We start from the raw sequence: 24,805 nt of genomic DNA on the forward strand, positions 1-24,805 counted from the left end.
CGCGACATCGTGGCCGAGGCCATCTGATGCGTCAGAGGGCCATTTCGGCTGGCACTTGCGAGGGTACGACCCTCGTGCGGTTGCGCTGAGTCAATTGTGCCGGAGGTGCTCCGTTGAGGCCGGCGCCCGAGTTTCTTTGCCGTTGGCGAGTCAGCAAGGACTACCCTCCGGCACGTGTCGGTGAGGCCTGCGGCGGGATTCGCTGCCCCCACAGAACGCCGTGTCGCAGGCACGCTGGCTGTGCCATCAGCGCAGCCGGTGTCCCCGCTGCGCACAGCGCAGGATGCCCGACGTGCGGAGCGACGATGAGCCGACGTATCGAGGTCGAGCTGACGAGTCGACGCGACGACGGCTCGTGGACGTGGCGCGCTGCGGGAGCCAAGCAACCCAAAGGAACCCTCGACGGCGATCTGGTGCCGACGGGCATTACTGCGGGCGATGTCGTGCGGGTCGATGCCGACTTCGAGATCGACGGCATCATCGTCACCGCGGTGTTGCCGGCCAAGACCCGAAGCGGCAAGCCGGAATCCGAGAGGATCGAGTTGCTCGGCCCGCCCGAGAGGGGCCGCGGCTCGGTCACGACATCTGGCGTCGGTGCCCGCCGAGGCGGCCGCAAACGCGATGGGGAGCGAACCGGTCGACGTGACGGCGATCGCGGACCTCGCTCGCGGCGCAAGCCGCGCGGCGATGGCGGCGGCGCCCCCGAAGGGGCCACCGCGAAACGCGGCGCCACCGCGAAGCGCGACAGCACAGCCAAGCAACGCCGCCAGCGTGACGGAGACAACCGAACGCCCCGAGGCCGGTCCGCAGATCGCGTCAAGAGATCCGAGCGCTCCGCGCCCAAGCCCGAAACCCCTGATCGTCCGCCTCGTCCAAAGGCTCGCAAGCTGCGTCCTGGCCGCAAACATCGAGACGCGCTGATTGCCTCCCTGCCTGCCGAGCAACAGGTCGTAGCCGAACAGGTGGCTCGGGGAGGGCTCGCAGCAGTCCGTACCGAGATCGATGCGCAGAACAAGAAGGCAGCGGCTGAAAGAAATCCAGAAGTTCCCGCCGAGGGATTGATCTCGTTGGCAGAGTCCCTCGTCGCCCCGCTGCAAACTGCGGAGTGGCGCGACCGCGCCGACGCAGCGATCAGCCAGATCGACCGGCTCGACCTGCGAGATCTTCGCTCTGTTCTCGTCGCCGCAGAGGACTTCGCCCGAGACGCCGAGGCTCGCGAACTAGCAGATCGAATTCGCGACGGCCTCAACGAGCGGCTCGAACGCGGCCAGCGTGAATGGCATGACGAGCTGCGTGTGACGCTGACCGAAGGTCGCGTTGTGCGTGCACTGCGGCTGAGTTCGCGCCCGCCCAAGGCCGGTGCGCCCTTACCGCCCGAGATCGCTCAGGAGCTCACGGCCCAAGCCAACGCTGCGCTCGGCACTGGGGCCTCACAGCACCGGATTGCCGTGGTGCTCGAGGCAGTTGCGTACTCGCCGGTTCGCCCCTATGTCGTGCTGCCGAACATTCCGGACCAGCCCGAGTCCGAACTTCTCGAGGTCGTGCGCAAGGTCGCAGACCGGCTGCCCGAAGTCGCCACCGCGCTCGGGATCGACCCCACGGCCGCTCGTCGGCGTGGCCGGCCACGCCGTGGCACCAAGCGGCAGGCTGCGCGCAGGCGGCCCAAGAAGGCCGATGCCGACCAGCCCACGGCCACCGCAGACACCGCCGACGAACCTGAGGCCGAAGTGGACGCACCCGAAACCTCGATCGACGAGGCGTCACCCGAGTTGGGTGAGGCCCCACCGGAGGGACCGGACGAGGACTCAACTCCTGATGATGTGGCGGTCGAGGAAGTCGCGCATCCCGCCTGAGAGCGGGATCAAGCCGTCGCTAATCTCGTCAAAACTGACGAAACGCGCGTCTGCGGCGTCATCGCCGGCAATCGGCGTCACGTCCGGTTCGCATCGAACGGCGTAGTCCAGGATCACGAAGTGATTCGTGGCGCTGACGTGCTCGGTGACGCCGACAAGGTCACCGCACTCCACAGTCAGGCCGGTCTCTTCAGCGAGCTCTCGTTCCACGGCGGCGCGCAGGCGTTCCCCAGGCTCGACACGGCCCCCCGGAAGCGCCCACATCCCAACCGCCGGCGGTCGGCCTCGCTCGACGAGCAGCACCGAGCGGTCCCGCACTGCGATGCCGCCGACGCAGATCTCCGGTATCGGGCCCATCACTGCGCCGCATTTGCGGGCCGTTCACCCTCCAGCTTTCGGTGCAGCACCAACAGACGCGCGGTGAAGCCGAACGTCTCGAAAAAATTCTTCGTGGCTCGGTTGCCCGGCAGCGCCAACGCATCGATGCCGACGCAGCGGTGTTCGCCGCACCAGCCAAGAACTTCTGAAATGAGTACCTCGCCGACTGCGACCTCTCGCGCGCCCGGTGTTACGTACAAATCAAGCACTCGGCCGAGGAGTTCCCCGGTCTGCAGCACCTCGATGACGGCCGTGGCGTAGCCAACCGCAGTGCCGTCGATCGTGCCGATCCAGAGCTGCTGATCCGGGTCGTTCAACGCGGCATCAAGACTCATCTCGAAGGGGCGAGGACGCACTTCCCGGCGCGACCAGATCCAGCCACCACGTGCATCGACTTGCTCGGCAACGGCGTCTGCGGCGAGACCAGCGAGCGCTTCGAGATCTCCCCGAACGGCGAGGCGTGCATCAACTTCCATGTACGACGTCCATGACTGCGGTGCTAAGCGGGCTCGGCAGAGCGACGGCGCTCGGCGGCTTGCTCGGCACCGAGACGGCCCAGCATGCCGTCGGAGAGATCCACGTGCGACAGCATTTCGGCGACAGCGCTGTGACCTGCCACCTCAGCAATCTGGCGGTACATCTCGGCCACGATGCGCCGGTAGTCGGTGTGCCCTTGCGGCTGGGAGCGCAGCTCGATCATGTGCATCGCCTCGCGAGCGTTGAACTGCATGCTGTACCGCATTCGGTACGCCATGGCGACGGCGTATGAGGCCTCGGGGCGACCGACCGACTCTTCCAGCGTGTCGTACAGGTCGGCTGACCGCTCCATGACGTCGTCGTAGGACTCGCCTTGCCCAGCCGCGTCGATCACTGCCGGCACCGAATAGCCGTGCCGGGGACTCAGGGGTTGCCACTCGATGGTCAGCAGACGGTGTCGCTGGAGGTCCCGGAAGCTGCCGTAGTCGGCGAGCATCTCGAAGCGGTAGTCGATGCGCTCAAGCGCGCGACCTGGACGGTGGCGCCGGTTCGTGCGCTCGCCGACGTAACGCCGAACCAGGTTGACTCGCTGGGCATCGGTCATCGACGCCACGCGGTCAGCGATCTGGGCGGTTCCCATGTCGGTATACGGGAAGAGCATCGCAGCAAGCATCTTGGTTTCGCCATCGGGATCCCAGTCAGCCAGTGCTACCTCCGGCGTGGCCTCGGGTTCGTCGTCCGCGAACACTTCAGCGGCGAATTCGTCCATCGCCGCCTGATTTGCCGCCAGGTATTCGGACCAGACGACCCCGCGATCGGGCTGGTCGACACGGCGAAGGAACGACGGAATGACTTTGCGCAGCTCTTGGAGCATAAGGGCTGCGTAGCTGCGCGCTTCGGGCAGCGGATGGGCTCTCATCCGCAACAACAGCGCCTCGTATCCCTGGCCGCTGCCGAAGATGCCGACGTTCGACAGGCTGGCGGCAGGCAAGAGTCCGCGCGCTGCGTCGAATGCCTGCGCCCTGATGGCGCGTCGCCGAGCGAGGTCCCCGCCTGCGGACCGGGTTCCCACAGGGGTCTCGTAGTGCTCGGTGAGCCATGCCGTCATGCGCCGGACCATGTCGCCGTATGCGTCAAACATCCGGTCGATCTCACCCACATAGCGCGTCCCGGCTGACGAGGTCATGACCGAGGGCGGGCGGCAGTAGCGGTAGCGCCCCTGCACCCGCTCGTCGTACGCCAGATAGCGAGTGGATTGCTCGAGGTACGACATCAGCCGTCCGCGCTCGAGAATTTTCGTGAGCAGGTTCGACGCCTGCTCGCAGGCAAGGTGCACCGCGCCGAGCTGAGCGACCGAGTCGTCGCCGTATTCCACGAACACGCGCTGATACAGCTGCTCCGCGCGCGCTACCCCGACGGTTGCGTCGATGGTTTCGTCACCGGAGATGTCGAGATCGTCCACAAACTCGTCGAGCAGCAGTCGCCGCAGGGTCTTGTGCGTTCGTGAGTAGCGGGCGAACAGGGCTCCCTTGACGACCTCGGGCAGGTTCACCAAGGCGAAGACCGGCTGGCGCAGATTCGTGACGTAACGCCGGAGGATGTCCTCCTCCGCGGCCGTGAACGTCTCGGCGGTGTAGTGAATCAACAGCGGCCTTCGGGGTGTGACGGCACTGATGTGTGATGGTAAAGCTTCGACGCTGTCGGTTCGGGGATCGACGTTCCGCTTCAGAATACGACGGTTGCGGCGTCGGGTTCGATCGACACCTCAAGCGTCCGGCACTTCGCCACTCGTTCTCCGTCCAGCCACAGGCCCATCGGCCGCTCGAAGCTGAACTCGGCTTGCTCGACTCGCCGCAGCGCAATCGCCGGATGAGGTACGTGGGTTCCCGCCCCAAGCCGTCGGCGAGCCAGCAATCGCTGCGCGAAGCTCAATGCCGCGGCGCCGTCGCAGCCAGTATGCACAACGTGCAACCGGCCGTCGTTGGGGTGCGCCGCAGGCGCCAGCCGCCAGCCACCGGCACGATCTGCGTTCATGGCTGCGACGACAGGGCCGCTCCACCACGAGTTCCGAGCAATGACGTGGGCACACGCCCACAGCGTCGTTCCGTCGGCCTGCACGCGAATCAGGTCGATCGGAACCGTTTGGGCGTCTTGGGACTGCAAGCGTCCGATGCCGCCCCCCGGTGCCCCCACGACTCGCCACAGGTCGCCTCCGCACAGTCCGATCGGCTCGGGTGATGCACCCGCCTCCGATTGCTCCGTCACCAGTCTTCGCAGAGCGGCATTGCTGCGAGCGAAGGGTGCTCCGCTGGCAAGCGGCTTGGCACAGCCCCAAGGTTGGCCTCGCCGAATCGTCATTGAAGCCGTCGCACTCGAGTCGTCACTGCTTCGTGCACGAAGACCTCGGCTGGCGGTGCCCCGACTCCCGCCGGCAGCGGCGTGTCGGAGATGCGAGTTGCTGCTGCCACGACGCCGCGGTCGAGCAACGCTCGGGCTGCTCGGGCCGTGTCGCGGGTGCGAGATGACGGCGCGACATCGCCGACGCGGTCCACTAGGTCGATGAGCTGGCGGATCTGGCGAACGAAGTCGCCCCCCACCGGCGTGTCCGCGGCCGTCGCATCGCCCGACCACAATTCTTCGAGGGTGGCTCCGCACGCCCATGCATGCACAGCGGCCACAAAGGACGCTTCCGGGAGCCGTGAGAGGGCAAGTCCCCAGCGACGCTCAACCCGGGCGATCTCATTGGCCACCTCGAAGATGCGAGACGCCCGCGCGCGGCAGTCGCTGTCGGGATATTGAGGCTCAGGCGCCCGCACACGGCTGCGGTGCTCATAGGTGAGCACTGACACCAGACCTGCAAGCTGGGCTGGGCCGACACCATCGAACAGCCCGTCCCGCAGGCACAGCACCACAAGCAGATCCGATTCGTGAAATACCGATCTCAGGCATTCACCTGCGGGAGTGAGAGCCCAGCTATCGGCGCATTCGAAGTGGGCCAACACCTCAAACGTCGCATCGAGTTGCCGCGCAAGGCCGCCCTTGGCCATCTTGATGCGTTCCTTGAGCCTGCCGACGCGCGCGGCGCTGCGTTCGACACTGCGCTCCGCGGCGACGATGGCGCTGCTGGCGCGATGGTCGCCATGGCCGCGCCGATGCCTGTGACGTTCGCCTCGGTGCTGTGACGCCCCCCGAGAGCTCGTCGAGCCGGATCTGCCGGGGCGCGCGCCGCCGAGCGAGCGCAGCTTGGTCCGCGCCGCTCGCAGTTCTTCGCGTTCGGTCGCCAGCGCCTTGGTCCACTCGCCGACTCGACGGTCAGCTCGCCACTGAGCGAACGATCGCTGCAGCAGTTCCACCGCCTCAGTGCGCGAATGGCTTGCGATCAGGTTGGCCGCCATGTTGTAGGTGGGACGGAACGACGACTCCAGCTCGAAGTCGCCGCTGGCAGCCAGACGGGCGGTTTCGGCAAATTCGGCATGCGGATGCCAGAGCGTGTAGGCGAATCCGACGTCATCGATGCCGCGCCGTCCCGCCCGTCCCACAAGCTGGGTGTACTCGCCCGGGGTGAGCATCGCGAATCCGTCGCCACGGAATCGACTGAGCTGCTCGATCACCACCGAGCGGGCTGGCATGTTCACGCCGACAGCAAGCGTTTCAGTAGCGAACACGACCGCCAGCAGACCCGCTGTGAAGCAGTCTTCTATCGCCTCCTTGAACGCTGGCACCAGGCCGGCATGGTGCGATGCGACGCCCGCGCACAGCCCTGCAAGCCACTCGTCGAATCCCAATGCTTCAAGATCACTCGGCGACAACGGCGCCGTGTGCGCAGCAGCGATCTCGCAGACGCGGTGCTGTTGGGCCGAGTCCAAGAAGGCAGCGCCCTCCGCAACAAGCGTGCGGGCCGCGTCATCGCAGCCTTGCCGGGAGAAGACGAACACGATTGCGGGAAGCCTGTTCTGTGCAGCGAGATGCTCGACGATTTCCGAACGGCGGGGTCGCGCCAGCCGAATACCGGAGCTGCGCTGTCGTCGGCGGGTTGAGTTCCGTGGGCGTGAGCGCTCCAGCAGCCGTTCAACCTCAGGATTGGGCCGTCCGTTCGCAAGCGTCGCGAAGTCGAGCAGTTTCCGGCTGTGGCGCTCATAGAGCAGGTAGCGATCTTCGAGCGGTACCGGCCGTATCCCGCACACGACAGCGGGACAAGCGCCCGCGGTCGCATCAATCCAGCGGGACAGCTCGGTCGCATTGCTCACTGTCGCCGACAGGCACACCAGGCGGATGTGCGCGGGCACGTTGATGATGACCTCTTCCCACACCGCACCGCGGTACGGGTCCTGGAGGTAGTGGACCTCATCAAGTACCGCCACACCGAACTCAGCGACGTGTGGCGAGCCGGTGTACATCATGTTCCGGAGCACCTCGGTGGTCATCACCACCACGTCGGCATCTGGACGCACGACGTTGTCGCCGGTCAGCAAGCCGACCCGCTCGGTCCCGAGCCATGCCTGCAGATCTCTCAGCTTCTGGTTTGACAGGGCCTTGGTGGGGGTTGTGTACGCAGCCCTGCGGCCCGCCTCGAGCGCTGTCGCGATGGCGTATTCCGCAACAAGGGTCTTGCCCGAAGAGGTGGGTGCGGCAACCAGAACTGAGCTGCCGCTGTCGATCACGTCGAACGCTTCGACCTGGAACGGGTCGGCCGCGACCCCGCGAGCTGCCAGCAACGCAGAGCGAACGCTTCGGCGGTTCGGGCCATCGCTCACGAGCCAGCGTCCGCAGCATTCTCGGGTGCATCAGAGGCCGCGGATACCTGGGCTTGCCGGCGCAATCGGCGCGGCTGCCAGCCACGCCGACGCCGTGTCAGCAAGTGGCCGACCAGGATCGATAACTCATAGAAGATGTACAGCGGCACCGACAAGGCCGCGAGCGAGATCGGATCGCCCGATGGCGTGATGATCGCCGCTCCCGCCACGATGCCGACGATGGCGTACCGGCGTGCCCGGTTGAGCTGGCGGGGCGTCACGATGCCCGCCAACTGCATGAAGACGAGCACGATCGGGAATTCGAATCCGATGCCAAACGCGATCATCATGAACGTGACGAGTCCGAGGTACGAGCCAGGACCCAGCAGCGGTTCCACCGCATCGCCGCTCACTGCGATGAGGAACTCGAGTGCCCGCTCGAACGTGAAGTACGCGAGTGCAGCGCCCGACGCAAACAGCAGAAATGCTGCAAGGACGAACGGCACGGCCCACTTCTTCTCACGCCGGTCGAGCGCTGGGGTGATGAAGCGCCACAGGTGCCACAGCAGTACCGGCATTGCCACAACGATCCCGAGGTAGGCCGACACTTTGATCCGTGTGCGGAAGCCCTCGAGCGGCGAGGTAATCACCAGGGTGCATGGGCGATCGATCTGCTGGGATTCGAGTACGCGGCAGTACGGCGGCAGGAACACCTCGCTCAGCAGCCAGTCGTAGACGATCAGCCCGACAATGGTGCCGACCGCTATCGCAACCACACTCCAGATGAGACGTGTCCGCAACTCACCGACGTGGTCCCAGAATCCCATCACCGGCGGGCGCTGGCGGCGCCGCCAGAACGGCCTCACGCAGCGCCGTCGCTGGTCGACCGATCGATCGCAGTGTCGTCGCCCGAAGTCGAATCGGCTTCGGGGGTGTGAGCGTCCTGCGTCGGCACGACAGGCGCGTCAGTGACAGGCGCGTCAGTGACAGGCGCCTCGGACGCAATCGCGTTCTCGGCAGTCGTCGCACCTGCTTGGGCGTCAGCCGCGGAGGAGGTGTCGACAATCGGGGGCGAGAGCGTGGCATCGATCTCCTGCCGCATGGTGGTGGAGAATTCGCGCACCTGCCGGAACGCTTGGCCGATGCTGCGAATCGCACCCGGCAGCCGCTTGGGGCCCAGCACGATCAACGCCACGAGCACGATGATCAGCACCTCGTTGGGCTGCAGGCTCACGGCTCGATGGTAGAACCCGCGTCGCGGTCAACGGTTCTGGCACCTCGAATTGTCTCAGCGCAGCAACACGCGGCGGATCGGCGCCACAGAGCTCACAGAGGCAGGATTCGCCGTGCCACCCAGCGCACCGACATGCCCAGGGCACGCTCGACGGTGACTTGGCGCAGCGACGGCACATCAAGTTGATCGATGGCAGTGCGCGCGCGCTCGACGTCATCTCGCACCGATGCCGTCGCCTCGATGACCCCGTTCAGCGCACGCTCGGTGGCCCGCAGCTCTGCGCAGAGCCTGCGGATCAGCAACGCGCTCACGATGGCCAGAACACCGAACGCGATAGCGGGAAGCAGCCAAATCACCGACATGCAACGAAGTTAGGCGTTCCGGTTGGCACCATAGGGGCGTGCCCCCGCAGCCGTTGCCGTCATTACGCACGCCCCCGATAGCGTTCGCGCATCGTGGAGGCCGGGCACACGGGCCTGACAATTCGATCGAAACGTTTCGCACGGCCCTCGCGATGGGGGCAACCGGTCTCGAGACCGACGTCTGGCTGAGCAGTGACGGAGGGCCGATGCTGGACCACGATGGCGTGATCTGGCACCGAGGCGTCCGCCGTCCGTACAGCTCGGTCACGCGTGAGCGGATCGGCTCGGACATTCCCACGCTCGCGGAGATGTACGAGGCCTGCGGAAGCGACTTCGAGCTGTCAGTCGACCTCAAGGATCCCGATGCAGCCAGCGCCGTCATTGCTGGCGCCCGAGCGGCGGGGGCCGAAGACCGTCTCTGGCTCTGTCACGGCGACTGGAACCTGCTCACCAAGCTGAGAGGTCTCACCGCAGCCCGGATTGTCGATTCGACTCGGATGCGCCGCATCAAGGAAGGCCCCGAGCGCCGCGCCGCCGCCATGGCCGAGTCAGGCATCGACGCGGTGAACCTTCCAGCGAAGGATTGGACCGGTGGACTCGCTGCGCTCTTTCACCGCTTCGAGCGCCACTGCTTCGGTTGGGATGTCCAGCATTCCCGGCTGGCTGCGACGCTGCGCGACATGGGACTCGACGGCGTATACGGCGACCACGTCGACCGCTTGCTGACCGGCTTCGGATCAGGAGCCGGACGTGCGGACCATGGTGCGGGCGATGCCCGCACCATGGGATCGGACGAGACGCAGTGCGCGTGACCGCGTTGTGGGACGAAGCCTGACCGGAGCCGTCGTCACAATCCGCCGAGGCGACTCAGTGGCCAGAATCGGGCAAACGCTCGCCCCACAATCTCGCTCTCCGGCACGGTTCCGAAGTAGCGGCTGTCCTGGCTGGCAGTCCGGTTGTCCCCCATCACGAAGACGTGATCCGTCGGCACCAAGTTCGGGCCGAAATCTCGCGTGTAGGTACTCGAAGGGAGGTACGGCTCGGCAACTCGGTGGCCATCAATGAAGAGCTGCGAGCCGATGGCTTGCACCATCTGCCCCTCGACGGCCACGACGCGTTTGACGAGTTCGGAGGTTTGTGACGGGCGCATGTTCGGCGGCGTGTGAAAGACCACGATGTCGCCTGGGCTGGGGTCGCCAATCCGGTAGCTGAGCTTGGAGACGAGCAACCGGTCCCCCACTTCGAGCACTGATTCCATCGACTCCGACGGGATAAGGAACGCTGCCACGAGAAACGTTCGCATCAGCAACGCCAGCGTCAGCGAAGCCAGCAGCACCCACGTCCACGCCAGCGCATCGCGCGTCCGCGGATGCATGACTCGTCGGATCCGCGGCTGCCGGACCGTCGGTCTCTCGTGGCTCTCGGCGCTCCCGGTGCTCATCTCGTCGGGGCCGTCGGGAGTTCCGGGATCGTCGGGACTACCGTCGTGGGGGTCTGGCTCACCATCGCCGTGATCCGGGACGCTTGGGAGCATCACGCACCATCCGCGAGCCAGCTCGCCGCCGCACCGAGCCACGCGCACGCATGCGCATCGGCAGCCAACGGCTGTCCCATCGTCGTGATCGTCAGGCCGGTACGTCGGATCGCGTCCGGGACGCTCAACGGCTCAACGGCGACGGCACGGCTGCCAAGCGAGCGGGCCCAGGCGGCGTCGGTCCCGGACATCAGTTCGTCGCTATCGACACAGTCCGGCAAGATGGGGCGATCTTGCGCCGGCGCCGGCGTCGGCACCGCAGTCCGGGACGGGCAGAGTTCGGACCAGAAGTCGGACGTACGGAACCAGGTGCGAGCGGTGCAGACGCCATCCAACCGGACGACACGCAGTGCACGTGACCGCGCCGCGCTGCGATGCCTGATCGGAGCTTTGGTCACAATCCGCCGAGGCGGCTCAGTGGCCAGAACCGGGTAAACGCTCGCCCCACGATCTCGCTCTCCGGCACGGTTCCGAAATAGCGACTGTCCTGGCTCGCTGTCCGGTTGTCCCCCATCATGAAGACGTGGTCCGAGGGCACCAAGTTGGGGCCGAAGTCTCGCGTATAGGTGTTCGGATCGAGGTACGGCTCCGCGACGCGCCGGCCGTCAATGTAGAGCTGCGAGTCGATGAATTGCACCATCTGCCCCTCGATGGCCACCACGCGCTTAATGAGCTCGGCGGTTTGTGACGGCTGCATGTTCGGAGGCGTGTGAAAGACCACGATGTCACCGGGGCTGAGGTCGCCAATCCGGTAGCTGAGCTTGGAGACGAGCAAATGGTCCCCCTCTTTGAGCACTGATTCCATCGACTCCGACGGGATATAGAACGCTCCGACGAGGAACGTTCGCATCAGCAGCGCCAACGTCAGCGAAGCCAGCAGCACCCACGTCCATGCCAGCGCATCGCGCGTCCGGGGATGCATGACTCGTCGGATCCGCGGCTGCCGGCCGCTCGGCCGCTCACAGATTTGTGTGCTGCCGGCGCTCAACTGGTCGGAGTCGTCCGGATATACGGCATCGCGCTCACGCTCATCATCACCGTGACCGGGATCGCTTGGGGGCATCACGCTCTTCCCACAAGCCAGTTCGCCGCCGCACCAAGCCACGCGCATGCATCCGCGTCCATATCCAGCGGCTGCCCCATCGTCGTGATCGTCAGGCCATTGCGCCGGATCGCCTCCGGGATGCTCAATGGCGGAACGACAACCGCGCGGCTGCCGAGCGAGCGGGCCCAGGCAACATCGGTCTCCGGCATCAGATCATCGGTATCGATCCCGTCCGGCAAGGAATTTCGAGCCTGTGCCGGCATCGGCACCGCAGTCCCCGACGGGCAGAGCTCAGCCAGTGTGACTGCATGATGGCTGACGCCGTGATGTCGAGGGCGTCGGTCCGCCGACGACGCGCGCACGGCGACCGCGGTAGCTGCTCCGAGGCGATCCAGCACCGCGGCATGGCCCGCCAGATCCAGTCCCGCGAAACCGAGGGGGCTGTCACTGCCGAGGTGCCCGGGCCCTGGCGCGACGACGATTCGATCGATGCCGCGCTGTGCAAGTGCCGCCACACCCGAAGCCACCGTGACCGACTCGATCGGTGCGCCGAACGCATGACCAGCGCTGACCGCAGTCGCGAAGACACCGCCCTCAAGCGCCGCCGCTGCGAGATCGCTGAGCACGAACGGCAGCGCGCCGCCGTCGGTCATGACGTAGCCGGGGCCCGTCCCCAAAGCATCGGCAACCGCGGCAGCGAGCGCCACTGCATGGCTGTGTAAGACACACAAGACAACCCGGACCGATCCGAGCGACGGCAGTTGGCCAACGGTGCAAGCCGAGCCAGATTCTTCGATTGTCTCGACCCCCAGCTGCTCGGATAGGTACCGGGCCTTCATGATTCGTCCCGGGCCCGCAGCCCCCAGCCAAGGCGAGGTCAGGTTGGCGTGTACGACATGGGCCCCGCCAGTTCCGAGCCCCAAGTCCACAGCTGTCGTGTTCACCAGCAGCTCATCACCGGCTGAGACGATTCCGCACAGGTCGGTCAGCGCATAGGCCTCGCTGTTGTCAGCCAGAGTCATCCTCTGCAACCCGGGCCGGACATCACGAACGGACATCGCCCGCAGGCGCGCGAAGCGCGGCATCTGGTGCTCTCAGCCTGCTGGATCGTTGCGCCGACCCATGGCCAACTGCGGTGGATTCACTCGGCCTGACTCACAGCGATTCGATGAGTTTGTCGACACGCTCGTCATGGGATCGGAACGGGTCCTTGCACAGCACCGTCCGCTGCGCCTGGTCGTTGAGCTTCAGATGCACCCAGTCGACGGTGTAGTCACGCCGACGGGCTTTTGCCTCGCGCACAAAGGCACCCCTCAGTCGTGCACGCGTCGTCTGCGGAGCTTCTTCTGTGGCGCGGTGAACATCTGCGGGGTCGAGGATGCGCTCGACGAGACCTCGGCGCTGCATGAGGTAGAAGACGCCACGTGTCGAATGGACATGGTGGTATTGCAGGTCCAGCAGCGCGATCTGCGGATCGTCGAACCCGACGCCGGCCCGGTCGCCGAACTCGGTCAGCAATTTGTGCTTGATAACCCAGTCGATTTCGCGGTCGAGCGTGAGCGGATCGTCCGCAATGGCAGTCATGCAGTGCTCCCACATCCGCAACGCCTGCGATTCCTCGTCGGAGAGCTCGTTGGTCTCCGCAAATCGGAGTGCGCGTTCGAGATATTCCGACTGAACGTCGAGCGCACTGACTTCGCGTCCGTTCGCGAGCCGGACCCGGCGCCGACATGTCGTGTCGTGGCTGATCTCGCGGATGGCCCGGATCGGGTTCTCGAGCGTCATGTCCCGCAGCACGACTGCTGGATCTTCGAGCATGCGCAGTATCAGCGCAGCAGCGCCGATCTTGAGGAATGACGTGTACTCGCTCATGTTGGAATCGCCGACGATGACGTGCAGGCGCCGGAAACGCTCTGCGTCAGCGTGCGGTTCGTCCCGCGTGTTGATGATCGGGCGGCTGCGGGTGGTGGCACTCGACATGCTTTCCCAGATGTGCTCGGCCCGCTGCGTAATGCAATACCGCGCTCCCTTGGCGGTGTTCAGCACCTTGCCCGCACCTGCGTAGATCTGCCGAGTGACCAGGAACGGGATCAGCACCTCGGCATAGTTCGAGAAGTCGTCCGCCCGGCTGGTGAGATAGTTCTCGTGACAGCCGTAGCTGTTGCCTGCGGAATCGGTGTTGTTCTTGAACAGGTAGATGGTGCCGTTGAAGGCTTCCTCGGCAAGACGCTCTGTGGCGCTCGAGACGAGCTGTTCAAGAATGCGCTCTCCGGCGCGGTCATGGCAGACCACGTCGTAAATGGAGTCGCACTCAGGCGTTGCGTACTCAGGATGGCTCCCGACGTCGAGGTACAGCCGCGCACCATTTGCCAGGAATACGTTGCTCGAGCGCCCCCAGGAGACGACGCGACGGAACAGGTAGCGCGCTACTTCGTCAGGGCTGAGCCGGCGCTGGCCCCGCAGGGTGCAGGTGACTCCGTATTCGTTCTCGAGTCCCATGATGCGACGCTGCACGGCGCTCACGGTACTGCTGGCCGGCACAGCCCGGCGCGCCGGTGGACTGCGTCGAATCCAGACACAGTCAGCACGGTGCGTGCAGTGTCCGGCTGCGCTGTCCCGGTCGACGAGCGACCAATAACTCGCTAGGGCTCGGAATCCTCGCCGAGGGCTTGGGCTACCTCGGCATCGTCGAGGCGGCGAAAACACCGTCGGCGATGCGTCGCGCCGGGCACGATCGCCTCCAGCAACGCCACCTCGAGGTCCGGTGCGGTGACCTCGCGGTCCTCTCCGGCGAGTGCGCCACGGGCCAGCGTGATGGCGGCTGCGGCATCGAGCTCTGGGTCGTAGCCCTCCGCCACGCGTTCGCGCACTGCATCGGCGTCACCGCCGATGCAGCAGTACGCGTCCTCGTCCATGACAGTGCCGTCGTATTGGATCCGGTAGAGCTGGTTGGGCCCATCCGCCGTGCCGACCTCGACAACGACAATCTCGACCTCGAGGGGTTTGAGCTCATGGGTGAAGAATTGGCCGAGCATCTGTGCGTACTGATTCGCGAGGCTGCGAGCCTCCACGTCCAACCGTGAGTACTGGTAGCCCTTCAGCTCGGCATGGCGGACCCCGGCGACGCGCAACTGATCAAACTCGATGTAGCGGCCGACGCCGCCGAACGCGATGCGGTCGTAGATCTCTGAGACTTTGCGAAGTGTGGCGCTGGCATTCTCTGCCACGAGCGCGATCCCGCCGTCGTATTCCAAGGTGACCAGCGACCGACCCCGCGCAATCCCTTTGCGCGCGTAGTCGGCCCGGTCCTGCATCAACTGCTCGGGGCTGACGTACAGCCCAGGCATGCTCATCGCGAACCCCCACGCTTTGCTGAGCCCCGAGCGGCCGATCCGCCCCCGTTCGTGAGGTCTGCTTGGAGCGAAGCGAACACTTCGCCCGACTCAGCGTCCGCGAGCTGCCGGAAGCCGTCCGGTCCGATGACCGCGAGAACCGGGTAGATACCCCGGACGGGATCGGGCCCGCCCGTCGCGCTGTCGGAATCGGCGGCGTGCCACAACGCTTGCACGCTGAGAGCCAGAGCTTCGGCTTCGGTCAGATCCTCACGAAAGCCGAGCTTGAGGACCGTTCCGGCGTGGAGGCTGCCAGAGCCCGCCGTGGCGTAGTCCTGCTCCTCATAGCGGCCGCCAGTGACGTCGTATTGGAACAGGCGCCCGCGGTTGGCTGTCGGTTCGTAGCCAGCGAAGATCGGCACCACGGCCAAGCCCAGCATCGCCTGAGGCAGGTGGCCGCGCAGCATCTCAGCGAGCTGGTTTGCCTTGCCCTCGAGGCTGAGCCGTTTGCCCTCGATCTTCTCGTAGTACTCGAGCTGCAGCTGAAAGATGCGCACCATCTGCACCGCAGGGCCCGCAGCCCCCGCGATGGCAACCGCAGAGTGAGCGTCGGCCGCGAAGACCTTCTGCATGTCGCGATGGCTGATCAGGTGGCCGCTGGTGGCACGCCGGTCGCCCGCTACGATGACACCTTCGGCACTGCGCACCGCCAGCACCGTCGTGGCGTGGCCCGGATCGAATCCGGTGTGCTTGGCGTCGGAGGCCGATATCTGGGCGAATCCCGAGAATGGCTCGTTGCCCGTACGGCGCAACAACTCGAGGAAACTTGCTCCCGGGTCGTCCGCTGCGGCGTAGAACGGTATGCCCGTCACTCGCCGCCCTTCTGCACGTAGTTCTTCACGAACTCCTCTGCGTTGGTCTCCAGCACGCCGTCGATCTCGTCGAGCAAGTCGTCGAGCTCGGCCTTGAGCTCGGTCGCCGACTCGGCGGCTGCACCCTCGGGCGCTGGGCTCTCCGTCTCCCTAGGTGCGGACCGTCGCCTCTGTTCGCGTTCTGCCATCTCGGACCTTTCTCGCTCCTCGAGTGCGGGGCGTCTCGAATTCTGTCTCGATCTACCGGTACTCGCGCGTCTCGATTTGTCGAGCGCCTCAACTGTGTGCCGTGTGGCACCAAGCCGACTAGCTGCCCAAGCGGCGCAGCAATTCGGCTGCGTCGCTGCATTCGTCCAACAAGTTACCCACGTGGTTGAGCGTTCCCCGCAGCGGTTCGAGCATCGGGACCCGCCGCAAGGGATCCGATCCGATGTCGAAGACCATCGAGTCCCAGTTGGCTGCGACGATCTCGTCTCCAAACTTCTCGAGGCATCGGCCACGGAAATAGGCACGTGTCGTGGGCGGCGGCTCGGTGACCGCCCGATACACCTCGGTGTCATCGGTGATGCGTTCCAGCCCCATGCGCCGCGCCAGGGACTTGTCGGGTCGCAGATCGTGGTACTGCAAGTCCAGCGCAGCCAGTTTCGGATCATCCCAGTCAAGTCCGTGACGGTCGGCAAACCCTTCGTACAGCCTGAGCTTGGCTACCCAGTCCAGCTGTGTCGCCAAGCACATCGGGTCGGATTCGAGCGCGGCAAGCATCGCCTCCCAGCGATCCAGAACGTCGTTGCCGACGTCATCGCCGCCGACCGCCTCCAGCCCATGGCTTTGTGCATACTTGCGAGCCAGATCGAGGTACTCCCACTGGATCTCAGTCGCACGCATCTTGCGCCCGTCAACGAGTTCGATGAGTCCGGTCAGGCTCGTGTCGCAGCTCACTTGGCGCAAGGCTGCGACCGGCACCTTGGGTGTCAGCGGCTCCGGCACGAAGTCGTCGTCGATCATCGCGAGCACAAGCGACGTCGTTCCGAGCTTGAGATACGTCTGGACTTCGCTCATGTTGGCGTCACCGACGATGACGTGCAGCCGCCGGTACTTTCGGGTGTCTGCGTGGGGCTCGTCGCGGGTGTTGACGATCGGTCGCTTCAGCGTCGTTTCGAGCCCTACTTCCTCCTCGAAGAAATCCGCTCGCTGAGTGATCTGGAAGGGCCGCTCGGCGAATGACGCCCCGGACCGATCGGGCATCGGCACTTCCATGCCGATCTTGCCTGCTCCGCAGAACACCTGCCGCGTGATGAAGAACGGCATGATGTGGGTCACCACACGGCCGAACGGCACATCCCGATCCAGCAGATAGTTCTCGTGACAGCCGTAGCTGTTGCCCTTGCCGTCGCTGTTGTTCTTGTGGATCACCAGCTCCTCGCCGTCAGGAAGCAAGTTGTTGGCAGCTTCCATCGAGCGAATCAGGATCTCCTCGGCAGCGCGGTCGTAGACCACGCACTGGCGGGCATCGGAGCACTCCGGAGTCGACAGCTCGGGATGAGCGTGGTCGACGTAGTAGCGCGCCCCGTTGGTGAGCACCGCATTGACAAGGTGTGTCTCGATCTCCGGGGCGAGGGCGTCGAACTCGTTGAAGCCCCGTGCGTCAGTGCTCGGATGCTCGTCTTCGAAGTCCCAGCTGACGCGCTGGCACAGATAGCCGTTGACGTACGCGTTGATGATCATCGACGACGCTGCGACCGGATTCGAGTCACCGTCGCAGCGATGGAGGATGCCGAATTCGGTCTCGATGCCTACGACCTTGTGAACCGCCACCGCGCGAGACACTAGCCCTCAGGTCCGCGACGGCCACGTCCTCGCCTCGGGTTCGCGAGCCGGATCACGGCAGGCTCGCCGACTTAGAGGTACTGGCTCGTTTGGACTCGTTCGATGGCTCGGCCACCAAGGACCTCGCTGTCATCGGGGTCGACGAGCGTCCGAATGAACACGATCCGCTCGCCCTTCTTGCCCGAGATCTTTGCCCAGTCATCGGGATTGGTCGTGTTGGGCAGATCTTCGTGCTCGCGGAACTCCTGGCGGATCGAGCTCGTGAGATCGGCAAGCCGGATCCCGGTGCTGTCGGTCGCGAGTGAGCGCTTGATCGCATTCTTCTTGGCCCGACGAACGATGTTCTCGATCATCGCGCCCGACGCGAAGTCCTTGAAGTACATCACCTCTTTGTCGCCGTTCTGATACGTGACTTCCAGGAAGCGATTGAGATCATCGGGGCGGTACATCTCGTCGACCGTGCGCTCGATCATGACCCGGACGGCCTTGTGCGGATCGCCCCCGCCGAGGTCGGCCACTTCCATCGGGTCGATCGGCAGCGCTGGCGTCAGGTAGGTGTTGAAGATTGAGAGCGCCGCCTGTTCATCGGGGCGATGGATCTTGATCTTCACGTCGAGGCGTCCGGGCCGCAGGATGGCCGGGTCGATGAGATCCTCCCGGTTCGACGCCCCGATCACGATGACGTTGCGCAGGCCCTCGACACCGTCGATCTCGGCGAGGAGCTGTGGCACCACGGTGGATTCCATGTCCGAGCTGATCCCGCTGCCACGGGTGCGGAACAGCGACTCCATCTCGTCGAAGAACACGATGACCGGCCAGCCTTCGGAGGCCTTTTCCCGCGCGCGTTCGAAGATGCGGCGGATCTGTCGCTCTGTCTCGCCGACGTACTTGTTGAGCAGCTCAGGGCCCTTGATATTGATGAAAAAGCTGCGCGCGCCCTGCTGACCAGAAACCTCGCCGACCTTGGATGCGAGGGAGTTCGCAACCGCCTTGGCGATGAGCGTCTTCCCGCAGCCGGGAGGGCCGTACAGCAGGATCCCCTTGGGGGCAGGCAAGTCGTATGTGCGGAACAGATCCTGATGCAGGTACGGCAGTTCGACTGCATCAGTGATCAGTTCGATCTGGGTGTCGAGGCCGCCGATGTCCTCGTAGGTGACATCGGGCACCTCTTCGAGCAGGAGATCGTCGACCTCGGGTCGCGGGAGTCGCTCGAGCACGAGGTTGGCGCGCACGTCCAGCAACAGATTGTCGCCGCAGCGCAATGGCTGGCCCCGCAGGTGCCCAGCCAGCTCGACGACTCTTTCCTCGTCGGCGCGCCCGGTGACCACCGCCCGAAACCCGTCCTCCATGACCTCGTTCAACGTCACGACTTCGCCGGAGCTCTCAGGGCCGCGGGCCAGCACCACGTTGTAGGACTCGTTCAGCACCACCTCGTTGCCCTCGGCGAGCTCGGTCTCGGCGAGGTCGGGGTGCAGCGCGACACGCATCTTGCGGCCGCTCGCATGGACGTCAGCGGTGCCGTCGTCATTGCGCGCGAGGAAGGTGCCGTAGGCCGATGGCGGTTGCGTCAGCTTGTCGACTTCTTCGCGCAGTGTCGCTATGTGTTCGCGCGCTTCTCGCAGGGTGTAGGTCAGCTTCTCGTTCTGCGAAACCGCCGCCGACAATTGCCCTTTCGCCTCGAGCAAGCGCTCTTCAAGTGTGCTGACGCGCGCAGGAGTATCAGCCAGTTTGCGGCGCAGCAGGGCGACTTCTTCCTCGAGCGCGCGGAGGCGACTCCGGAGCACGCCGGTGTCGGCCGCGCTCTCGCGAGTGGCGTCCGCGTCGCTTGAGTCCATCCGCGCGTGACACTACCCGCACGGTGCAGCGATGTCGCGACGCTGCGCCTGCATGGGGGTCGTCGGCGCTCGGCTGCCGTGCGGTGCACCCCAGGACTCGGTAGATTTCATGGGTGGCGCGTGTCCGCGAATCGGGCAGCCTCACAGGAAGGGTCGCAACACGATGAAAGTCTGGATCGATCAAGATCTGTGCACCGGTGATGGGCTATGCGAGGAGATCGCACCCGACGTCTTCACGCTGCTCGACGACGGGCTTGCCTACGTGAAGGAAGGCGACAAGGTTTTTGCCGAGCCCGGCGGTGTGGAAGGCCTCGCCGAGTTCTCAGACTCACAGCTCGACGCCGTCATCGAATCCGCCGAAGAGTGCCCCGGGGAGTGCATCTTCATCGAGGCGTAAGCGTCAATAAAGCGACAAGCACGGATCGAGGCGCAGGCCTGCGAACCCGAATCGAAGCGAGCGCCTCGGAGCGTGACCATCGCTACCCGCCCCCGCACTCACCGTTGGGGGTCGCGCTGAGATCATCTCGTCGTGCGTTGATCACCGTGCGGCCAAGGTAGTCAATCCGTGCATCGACGCCAGATTCGACAAGGAAGTTCAAGAGTTCGCCACGGCTGAGCGCGAACGCGACCTCGGCTGAGCCTCGCAATTGCGCGAATGCGATGCCGATGACGTTGCCATCGGAGTCGAGCAGTGGTGCTCCTGACTGTCCAGTGCGAACGTCGGCTGCAAGGACGTAGACATTGCGAACGTTGTCAGTGCCCCACAAGCCGGTCGCACGCACGAAGTGCTCAACGCGGGCCGGCGAGGCCGTGAGTTCCTTGCCCGCCGGGTAGCCCAGCACGACGCCTTCCGCACCGATTCGGGCACGACTCATCGGAAGCGCCGTCACCCTCATGTCACTGCGCAACAGAGCCAAGTCGCGATCTGGATCGAAGCCCACAACCGTCGCCGCATGGTCCGGTGAGGGATTGTTCACATCATCGCCGAGGCTCCCAACTTCAACTGAGGAAGCACCAGTCACGACATGGGCCGCACCGACGAGCAGCCCTGGTGCGACTGCGAACGCCGTGCCATTCGAAGTCGGACCGCACCCAAGCGCGCGGACAGCGACCACACCATCGGAAACTCCAGCCAGCACGTCATCGCCGATCGGAGAAATTACGGGCGGAGCCCCGAGCCACAGCGGCCCTGCGCTGCTTCGGATCGATACGACACGCTCGACTGGCTCACCGCCACTGCCCGAATCGTCGAAGTCGGCTCCGCAGCCAGTCAGCGACGTGGCCACAAACAGGGCTGCACCAGCCACCCACGGCCTTCGCTGCTGTTGCCTCATTGTCGCATCGTCGTCGGGTCAGTGCCGTATGAGATCGCCGCTCGATTGCTCCTCACGCCTCGATAAGGCGGGCATGAGTCAAGAAGCCCGTGTGCGCAACCATGCGGTGGTCGGGTCGCACTGAGGCTCCCTCGACGTGCCAGCTGCGGTGAAGCACCTCGATGGTCTCGATGAGACCCCACGGTCCGTCATCGAGTGTTCGGCGGAGTTGCTGGACCTGGGTGACCGACGGGTTGTACGCCACGAGGATCCCGCCGAGCCGGAGGCGCCCAGGCAAGTGCACTGCCACTCTCCAGGGCTCGGGAATGTCCAGGACCGCCCGGTCGTACGCCCCAGAAGCTGCCCCAGTGCGGCACATGCGCGGAACATCCACGGCCTCGTATGCATCGCGCAGCTCGACGTCGTAGCGCTCGAGTGCGGTGGGTCCGCCGAGCGCGGCGACATTCGCCTCTGCACGTTCGGCAAAGTCGGCTCGGAGCTCGTAACCAGTCACGAGGGCACCGGCGCGTAGCAGCGTCGATGACAGCGCCCCAGAGCCGACGCCGGTCTCGAAGACATGCATGTCGGGCCGCACATCAGCAAGCATCAAGATTGCGCCGAGATCTTTGGGATAGATCACCTGCGCACCGCGCGGCATCTTGAGGATGTGATCGGCCAGCGTGGGGCGCAAGGCGATGAAGCGAGCACCGGAGCCGCTGCGGAATTGCGTGCCCTCTGACGCACCGATGATTTCGTCGTGCGCGACAACGCCCGCGTGGGTGTGGAACTCTCCACCGTCCTGAAGCGTCACCAAATAGCGACGTCGCCGGCTGTCGATCATGACGATGGATTCGCCCGCGCGCAGCTCGATGGGCTCGCCGGTTCCGGCGGATGCTGCGGCGGCGGCGTCGTCGTTCACAACTGGTCCGCTGCTCGTTCAGCCGTGCGGACGCTTTGTTCCGTGTGTTTGATCGTCAGTTGCTCTCCGGGCGCAAGCTCGCTGCGGTACACGACCTCACGCTGGCGGCGGGACAGCCGAACGATGACACGAAGGCCACTCGCAACGATCGCCGCAGCCAGCCAGATGCCGTTGCCTGTGCGTGCCCGTGCCCACATTGCGTTCCATGCGCGGGCTCGAATGCCGACCTTCGTGAACTTCCGGCTACTGCGGGGTGTCGGCTTGGCTCGTACAACCACCGTCACATCCGGACGACTTCGACCACGGTGCTCCGACGCCGCCCGCGACGGCGGCCGAAGAGGAACGCCGCGAGCACCAGACCGGTCCCGACCACAGCCGCTGCAGCGACCGCGGCGCTGGACATCTCTTCTGCTGCGTCGCCCGCACCTCCCAGGAGACCTCGCACACGTTCAGCAATGTCCGCTGGCGTGATGCGCTCACCGCTCGCTGCGGTTGCATGGTGGTGCGTCGAGTTGCGCTCAGACATCGTGGGGCTCCGGTTCGAGATCAACCCCGGAATTGCGCACAGCACTCCGAGATGGCCGGATCGCGCGCATCAAGGTAGCGATCGCAACCACGAGCACGGCCGCGCCGACGAGATGTGGCACGAACGACCAATTCGCCCCGAACACGCTGGTGGTGGTCTGCAACGCCCGTACGGCGGCGAGTGTCGCGAGGATGATTGCCGAACTCACCAGCACGGCGCCGATCAGGCCGAAGGCCAGATACCGGCCCAGTCCGCGCAGCGGTCCGACCGTTTCTTGCACGGCGTAGGCGCGCAGCGTCGCTACCAGTTCGGAGACCTCGGCGCGCAGGCCGGCGTCTCGTCGCGACCTCTTGCGTCGAGACTCAGTTCGTCGAGGCACAGTCCGCCGATGGGTTCAGCCGGGCCGTCGGTCGGCCCGTGCGGCGACGCTACCGCCCTGCCAACAGTTCTTCCACGCCGTCGAGAATCTCCGAAATCACGGCCAGTCGCTGCGTCGGGCCGGGGGCGGTGAGCATCGCATGACGGTCGAATGGGCCAGCGGGCACGAGCGCCGAGAGCTGAAAGGACCACGGCGTTGCATCTGTGGTCACGTCGCCGAGTTCCGCCAGGTGATCATCGATCGCCGCCGACTCCGCAGCGCTGGCTCCCAACGCGCCGAGTTCGGATGCCTGGGCCCGAACACGACGCAGGCGGGCGACCACGGCTCGCCGCTCGTCGGTGCTCAACGCGCCAGTGTCATCGGGCCATTCGAGCACCAAAGCTCGCGGGTAGGGATCGTCTTGGAGCCATTCCATCACTCGGACTCGCTCGCGCCCTTGGGCAAGGAGCACCCATCGCCCGTCTGCGAGCTCGGAATGCTGGACGATCGCGGCCATGCAACCCACGTCGGATCTCGTGTCGCCCCCGCCGACCTCGCTCCCCCGCTCGATCATGACGACGCCGAACTTCTCGTCATTGTCGGTGCAGCGACGCGCCAATGCCCGGTAACGAGGCTCGAACACGTGCAGCGGCAAGATCGCGCCCGGCAGCAGCGGCGAGCCGAGCGGGAACATCGCTCGTTCTCGCGAGCCGCCAGATCCCGGTTCCGCGTCAGAGTCCTGCACTCGTCAATCCTCGCAGTGCCGCCGCATCGCCGACCGGATAGCGCAGCAGCTGGCCGGCCAGGGCTTCCTGCATTTCGAGGCCGATCCTCGACCCCTCCGGAACGCCATTGAGGATCTGGGCGAACGTGACCATTCCGGTGTCAGTCTCGACGAATCCGGCGAGCGCGTTGACCCCGGTGAGGAGTCCGGTCTTGGCCCGTAGGCGACCCGCTGCGGGGTGCTGGGCGAACCGGTGCGACAGCGTGCCCGTTCGAGAGGCAACCGGCAGTCCAGCCGCGACCGCCGAATCAGTCCCGAGTTCATCCAGCAATGCTGCAAGGAAGCTGCAGGTCACTCGATTCTGACGGTCGAGGCCAGAGCCGTCGAACACTGTGGGCGGGGACTGGTCCGACAGCATTTCCGAAGCGATCCGCGCCGCCGCCGCTGCGCCTGTCGCGGTGGATCCTTCCCCTGCGCTGCGCAGTCCGATCTCCCGCAGCATCAATTCCGCAGTCGTGTTGTCGCTCTCGCGAAGCATCTGCTGGATGATCTCGATGAGCAACGGCGATTCCAGGCGGGCGATCTCGGTCATGCCGCCAGGAGCCGGTGCCGCATCGATCTCGACGTCGACCGACACGCCCCGTACGGCGAGCAGGTCCCCGAGTGTCGATACGAACGAGCGCGCCGGATGTTCCGAAGCTGTGAGGGCTGTCGTGAAGCCGGTGATGCCATCGTTCAGGCTCAGCGCCGACAGGGGTCCGCTGTGGAGTTGGGTGACGTAGCGCTGAGGCCAGGTCTCGGGGAAACGCGTGTTGTCGTAGCGCGACTCGTCGGCGATGAGCTTGCCGGCCAGAGTGGTGATGCCCAGCGCGACCAGGTCGTCGGCGAGGTCTTCGATGGGCGTTCGCAACTGGGGCTGACGACTGTGGGAGCCGGAGTAGGACTGGGTCATGATGAGCGGGTCGCCGCCCCCGACGACCCACACGGTGCCGTCGAGAACCCCCTCAGAGATGGAGCTGTCAGTCAGAACCCGCGTGGCGAAGCGCTCATCTGGATCAACCACAGCCAGCAAGGCAGCTGCGGTGATGAGCTTCTGCACCGACGCAGGAATCAGAGGCTGCTGGCTGCTGGAGAACACCTCCACCCCGTCGACGCGGATGGCGAGGCAGTGAGGCTGAGGCCAGTCCCTGCTGAATGCCGTCATCTCGGAGCTGATGCGGTAGTGCTGTGCTGCGCGCCACAGTGCCGCGGGCGCACGCTCAGCTCGCAGCAGGGGCGTCGCCGACGCCGAATCACCGAGGTCGGCTCTCGTTGGCGCATCGTCGGCGAGCGTCGCCTCCGTACCGAATATCGGCGTGCGCAGTGCTACGGCGTACGCAGCGGCATCTGCGGCAGTGGCGTCCATCCGCACCGCAGCCAGCGTCGGCAGCGCTCCGGCTGCCGCCATCAGCAATACCAGCACGGCGACGCGTAAGGGCCTCAC

General features: G+C 65.5%; 28 protein-coding genes. 3 read left to right on the forward strand and 25 right to left on the reverse strand.

Annotated features, from left to right (window positions below; genetic code table 11):
• Positions 1-305 precede the first annotated feature (305 nt).
• On the forward strand, positions 306-1,853 hold the full coding sequence (locus tag ACQY5K_RS01940) for a hypothetical protein (protein ID WP_428119571.1): 1,548 nt from the start codon (positions 306-308) through the stop codon (positions 1,851-1,853).
• Here ACQY5K_RS01940 and ACQY5K_RS01945 read toward each other — a convergent pair.
• The 8 genes from ACQY5K_RS01945 to ACQY5K_RS01980 form a co-directional block, all read right to left on the reverse strand.
• On the reverse strand, positions 1,806-2,210 hold the full coding sequence (locus ACQY5K_RS01945) for an NUDIX hydrolase (RefSeq protein WP_428119573.1): 405 nt from the start codon (positions 2,208-2,210) through the stop codon (positions 1,806-1,808). The two genes, ACQY5K_RS01940 and ACQY5K_RS01945, sit on opposite strands and share 48 nt — an antisense overlap.
• Positions 2,210-2,707, reverse strand: a complete 498-nt coding sequence (locus ACQY5K_RS01950; RefSeq protein ID WP_428119575.1) for an N-acetyltransferase family protein — start codon at positions 2,705-2,707, stop codon at positions 2,210-2,212. The genes ACQY5K_RS01945 and ACQY5K_RS01950 overlap by 1 nt, the downstream gene beginning before the upstream one ends.
• A gap of 23 nt (positions 2,708-2,730) precedes the next feature.
• Positions 2,731-4,353, reverse strand: a complete 1,623-nt coding sequence (locus ACQY5K_RS01955) for an FAD-dependent thymidylate synthase (RefSeq protein WP_428119577.1) — start codon at positions 4,351-4,353, stop codon at positions 2,731-2,733.
• A gap of 80 nt (positions 4,354-4,433) precedes the next feature.
• Complete coding sequence (locus ACQY5K_RS01960) at positions 4,434-4,973, reverse strand: hypothetical protein (RefSeq protein ID WP_428119579.1); 540 nt, start codon at positions 4,971-4,973, stop codon at positions 4,434-4,436.
• Between the two features lie 89 nt (positions 4,974-5,062).
• A complete protein-coding gene (locus ACQY5K_RS01965; protein ID WP_428119581.1) occupies positions 5,063-7,462 on the reverse strand; it encodes a DEAD/DEAH box helicase in 2,400 nt (799 codons plus the stop codon).
• A complete protein-coding gene (tatC, locus tag ACQY5K_RS01970) occupies positions 7,459-8,307 on the reverse strand; it encodes a twin-arginine translocase subunit TatC (RefSeq protein ID WP_428119583.1) in 849 nt (282 codons plus the stop codon). Before tatC ends, ACQY5K_RS01965 begins: the two co-directional genes overlap by 4 nt.
• Positions 8,304-8,675: a Sec-independent protein translocase subunit TatA/TatB gene (locus tag ACQY5K_RS01975; RefSeq protein WP_428119585.1), complete on the reverse strand. Its 372-nt coding sequence runs from the start codon at positions 8,673-8,675 to the stop codon at positions 8,304-8,306. Before ACQY5K_RS01975 ends, tatC begins: the two co-directional genes overlap by 4 nt.
• A 92-nt stretch (positions 8,676-8,767) precedes the next feature.
• On the reverse strand, positions 8,768-9,037 hold the full coding sequence (locus ACQY5K_RS01980) for a hypothetical protein (RefSeq protein ID WP_428119587.1): 270 nt from the start codon (positions 9,035-9,037) through the stop codon (positions 8,768-8,770).
• Positions 9,038-9,075: 38 nt separating this feature from the next.
• Here ACQY5K_RS01980 and ACQY5K_RS01985 point away from each other — a divergent pair, with 38 nt between their 5' ends.
• Positions 9,076-9,849 (forward strand): glycerophosphodiester phosphodiesterase, encoded by a 774-nt coding sequence (locus ACQY5K_RS01985; RefSeq protein ID WP_428119589.1) that lies wholly within the window; start codon positions 9,076-9,078, stop codon positions 9,847-9,849.
• Positions 9,850-9,884: 35 nt separating this feature from the next.
• Here the strand turns inward: ACQY5K_RS01985 and lepB (ACQY5K_RS01990) are convergent, their stop codons facing one another.
• The 10 genes from lepB (ACQY5K_RS01990) to arc form a co-directional block, all read right to left on the reverse strand.
• A complete protein-coding gene (gene lepB, locus ACQY5K_RS01990; protein ID WP_428119591.1) occupies positions 9,885-10,571 on the reverse strand; it encodes a signal peptidase I in 687 nt (228 codons plus the stop codon).
• On the reverse strand, positions 10,571-10,762 hold the full coding sequence (locus ACQY5K_RS01995) for a hypothetical protein (RefSeq protein WP_428119593.1): 192 nt from the start codon (positions 10,760-10,762) through the stop codon (positions 10,571-10,573). The genes lepB (ACQY5K_RS01990) and ACQY5K_RS01995 overlap by 1 nt, the downstream gene beginning before the upstream one ends.
• 203 nt (positions 10,763-10,965) lie before the next feature.
• Positions 10,966-11,634 (reverse strand): signal peptidase I, encoded by a 669-nt coding sequence (gene lepB, locus ACQY5K_RS02000; RefSeq protein WP_428119595.1) that lies wholly within the window; start codon positions 11,632-11,634, stop codon positions 10,966-10,968.
• A complete protein-coding gene (locus tag ACQY5K_RS02005; RefSeq protein WP_428119597.1) occupies positions 11,634-12,638 on the reverse strand; it encodes a DUF3866 family protein in 1,005 nt (334 codons plus the stop codon). Before ACQY5K_RS02005 ends, lepB (ACQY5K_RS02000) begins: the two co-directional genes overlap by 1 nt.
• Before the next feature lie 133 nt (positions 12,639-12,771).
• The gene (gene pafA, locus ACQY5K_RS02010) at positions 12,772-14,130 is read right to left on the reverse strand and encodes a Pup--protein ligase (RefSeq protein WP_428119599.1); all 1,359 of its coding nucleotides are present in this window, start codon (positions 14,128-14,130) and stop codon (positions 12,772-12,774) included.
• Between the two features lie 128 nt (positions 14,131-14,258).
• Complete coding sequence (prcA, locus tag ACQY5K_RS02015) at positions 14,259-14,969, reverse strand: proteasome subunit alpha (protein WP_428119601.1); 711 nt, start codon at positions 14,967-14,969, stop codon at positions 14,259-14,261.
• Entirely contained in the window at positions 14,966-15,820 is an 855-nt protein-coding gene (gene prcB / locus ACQY5K_RS02020; protein WP_428119603.1) for a proteasome subunit beta, read from the reverse strand. Before prcB ends, prcA begins: the two co-directional genes overlap by 4 nt.
• Positions 15,817-16,008 (reverse strand): ubiquitin-like protein Pup, encoded by a 192-nt coding sequence (locus tag ACQY5K_RS02025; protein WP_419923249.1) that lies wholly within the window; start codon positions 16,006-16,008, stop codon positions 15,817-15,819. Before ACQY5K_RS02025 ends, prcB begins: the two co-directional genes overlap by 4 nt.
• Before the next feature lie 118 nt (positions 16,009-16,126).
• Positions 16,127-17,635, reverse strand: a complete 1,509-nt coding sequence (gene dop / locus ACQY5K_RS02030; protein ID WP_428119606.1) for a depupylase/deamidase Dop — start codon at positions 17,633-17,635, stop codon at positions 16,127-16,129.
• An 83-nt stretch (positions 17,636-17,718) separates the two neighbouring features.
• Entirely contained in the window at positions 17,719-19,482 is a 1,764-nt protein-coding gene (gene arc, locus ACQY5K_RS02035) for a proteasome ATPase (RefSeq protein WP_428119608.1), read from the reverse strand.
• A 163-nt stretch (positions 19,483-19,645) separates the two neighbouring features.
• Between arc and ACQY5K_RS02040 the strand changes: the two genes are divergently transcribed.
• Positions 19,646-19,879, forward strand: coding sequence for a ferredoxin (locus ACQY5K_RS02040; protein ID WP_419553265.1), 234 nt, complete (start codon positions 19,646-19,648; stop codon positions 19,877-19,879).
• An 82-nt stretch (positions 19,880-19,961) separates the two neighbouring features.
• Here the strand turns inward: ACQY5K_RS02040 and ACQY5K_RS02045 are convergent, their stop codons facing one another.
• From ACQY5K_RS02045 to dacB, 7 genes are all read right to left on the reverse strand, one after another.
• On the reverse strand, positions 19,962-20,816 hold the full coding sequence (locus ACQY5K_RS02045; protein ID WP_428119611.1) for a S1 family peptidase: 855 nt from the start codon (positions 20,814-20,816) through the stop codon (positions 19,962-19,964).
• 52 nt (positions 20,817-20,868) lie between these two features.
• The gene (locus ACQY5K_RS02050; protein WP_428119613.1) at positions 20,869-21,714 is read right to left on the reverse strand and encodes a tRNA (adenine-N1)-methyltransferase; all 846 of its coding nucleotides are present in this window, start codon (positions 21,712-21,714) and stop codon (positions 20,869-20,871) included.
• Positions 21,711-21,911, reverse strand: a complete 201-nt coding sequence (locus ACQY5K_RS02055) for a hypothetical protein (protein WP_428119615.1) — start codon at positions 21,909-21,911, stop codon at positions 21,711-21,713. Before ACQY5K_RS02055 ends, ACQY5K_RS02050 begins: the two co-directional genes overlap by 4 nt.
• A gap of 83 nt (positions 21,912-21,994) precedes the next feature.
• A complete protein-coding gene (locus tag ACQY5K_RS02060; RefSeq protein ID WP_419923255.1) occupies positions 21,995-22,240 on the reverse strand; it encodes a hypothetical protein in 246 nt (81 codons plus the stop codon).
• Positions 22,233-22,619, reverse strand: a complete 387-nt coding sequence (locus ACQY5K_RS02065; protein WP_419923256.1) for a hypothetical protein — start codon at positions 22,617-22,619, stop codon at positions 22,233-22,235. The genes ACQY5K_RS02060 and ACQY5K_RS02065 overlap by 8 nt, the downstream gene beginning before the upstream one ends.
• A gap of 49 nt (positions 22,620-22,668) precedes the next feature.
• Entirely contained in the window at positions 22,669-23,343 is a 675-nt protein-coding gene (locus ACQY5K_RS02070; RefSeq protein ID WP_419923257.1) for an LON peptidase substrate-binding domain-containing protein, read from the reverse strand.
• Complete coding sequence (gene dacB / locus ACQY5K_RS02075; protein WP_428119617.1) at positions 23,330-24,805, reverse strand: D-alanyl-D-alanine carboxypeptidase/D-alanyl-D-alanine endopeptidase; 1,476 nt, start codon at positions 24,803-24,805, stop codon at positions 23,330-23,332. The genes ACQY5K_RS02070 and dacB overlap by 14 nt, the downstream gene beginning before the upstream one ends.

Origin of the sequence: Candidatus Poriferisodalis sp. (genome assembly GCF_965262965.1) — a bacterium.
Classification (GTDB): domain Bacteria; phylum Actinomycetota; class Acidimicrobiia; order Acidimicrobiales; family Poriferisodalaceae; genus Poriferisodalis.